Annotated in this window: 2 protein-coding genes; one reads left to right on the forward strand and one right to left on the reverse strand. The window is 67.5% G+C overall.

What is annotated here, in order from left to right:
- The coding region (locus RMN95_RS10755; RefSeq protein WP_309616915.1) for a helix-turn-helix domain-containing protein at window positions 1–852 on the forward strand (852 nt) is incomplete at its 5' end.
- Between the two features lie 6 nt (window positions 853–858).
- On the opposite strand, the gene RMN95_RS10760 is transcribed toward RMN95_RS10755, so the two are convergent.
- The coding region (locus tag RMN95_RS10760; protein ID WP_309616916.1) for a CoA transferase at window positions 859–1,938 on the reverse strand (1,080 nt) is incomplete at its 5' end.

Genomic DNA, 1,938 nt, shown 5'->3' on the forward strand with positions numbered 1-1,938 from the left:
ACCGTGGGCTTTCTCGCGGTGGCTGCGGGGCGTGACCTGCGAAGAGCCGACCGCCAGCTCATCCTCACCTCCTGCATGTTGCTGTCACTGACCGTGAAGCGCGCGCGGGAGGCATCACAGGCCGAAGCCGCACTGGGAGGCGTCATCGCCGCGCTCATCCTGGCGGGCCACGTGGATGCCGCTCGCCTCGCCACCGAGCACGCCACCCTGCCGCCGATGGGCAGCTTCGTCAGGATTCTGGCCGTGCGGGGATCGTCACAGGCGCGACTCGATGACCACGAGCTCGCGGCGATCATCGGCTCGCTGCGCGTCGCCGGGACTGCCTCTGATCTGACAGCACTGGAGCTGCGCAATCGCGTCGCCGGATCGGTGCTGCGCACCACGGTCGGTGGCCTCCGCCTCGTGATCCTGCCCGAGCCAGGTCAGCGGGGTGCAACTACACTGATCCCCATCTCGGGGAGCGCCACAGCCCCGGGTGCATCCTTCGCGGCCGCACTGAGCCAGCCGCTGCTCCTCGAAGCGGTCGCAGGCTTCGTGGCGCAGGTCACAGTCGCCTGTCGTTCGGCGTCACCCGGCACGATCGGCGTTGTTGATGGTTCCGACGATGATCGGGAAAACATGTGGGTGGATGCCCTCACTCGGCATCCCCGCGGCGACCTCAGTGGCACGGTGCGCACGTACCTGGCTCACCGAGGGCAGTGGGAGAGCGCTGCGCGGGAGTTGGGCATCCATCGCAACTCGCTGCGCCACCGGATCGCCGTAGCGACCGAGCTGATCGGAGCCGACCTTACCGACCCTGACACCGCGGCGACCCTGTGGATTGCGCTACGACGCCGATCGGTCGGGAGCTGATCGGGCTCAGTGCGCGAGCCAGTCGCGCAGCTGCCCATCCTGTTGCCCCAGCAGCGGCGGGGCTGAGTTGGGACGTGTGATCGGAGGATTCCAGGTGATGGGATGCCGCACCTGGGTCGCGACCGCCACCCCGGTCGAATCGAACACCTCGATTATCGGCTCAAGCCCGAGGGAGTCGGCGAGCGCTATGCCGTCGGCGATCGTGCCGACACGGCCCGCGGGCACGCCTGCCGCCGTCAGTCGACGCTGCCATTCGGCGGAATCCTGGTGTCGAAGCTGTTGCTCGAGCAGCGGCACGAGCACGGCACGGTTACGGACCCTCATTGCGTTGACGGAAAAACGCGGGTCGTCACACAGTTGCGGAGAGCCGAGCACGGCCGCCAAACGCCGGAACTGGGCATCGTTTCCGCAGGCGACAACGATCTGACCGTCCGCGCATTCGAGCGATTCGTAGGGGGCAATCGAAGGATGCGCGTTGCCAAGGCGCCCGGGAACCACCCCCGCACCGAGGAACGCCTGCGCCTGGTTTGCCAGTGCACCCTGAAGGCTAGACAGCAGATTCACCTCCAGCAGCGCGCCGGAGCCAGTGGTCTGCCTCTGGAGCAGCGCCGCAAGGACGCCGGCGACGGCATCCTTCGCCGTAAGCACATCGACGATCGCCACGCCGGTCTTCAACGCCGGCCCGTGTGTCTGACCCGTGATGCTCATCAACCCTCCCAGCGCCTGCACGACCACGTCGTAGCCGAGCAGGTCGCGCCCGCCGGCGCTGCCGAATCCGGAGATGGAGGCGTAGACGACACCCGGGTTCGACGTCTTTGCTTCGTCGTAGCCGAGCCCGAGCTTGTCCATACCCCCGGGCGCGAAATTCTCTACGACCACGTCGGCTCGGGCGATCAGGGTGCGGGCCAGGTCACGGTCGGCCGGATCGGCGAGGTCGAGACACAGCGATTCCTTGTTGCGATTCACGCTGTCGAAATAGGTCGACCCCGTGGCCGAGTGCGGCGGCCCCCAGGATCGGGTGTCGTCGCCGGTTACTGGGCGCTCGACCTTGATCACCCGCGCACCGAGGTCGGCGAGCATCATCGT

The sequence above is a fragment of the Salinibacterium sp. genome, from assembly GCF_031364185.1.
Classification (GTDB): domain Bacteria; phylum Actinomycetota; class Actinomycetes; order Actinomycetales; family Microbacteriaceae; genus Rhodoglobus.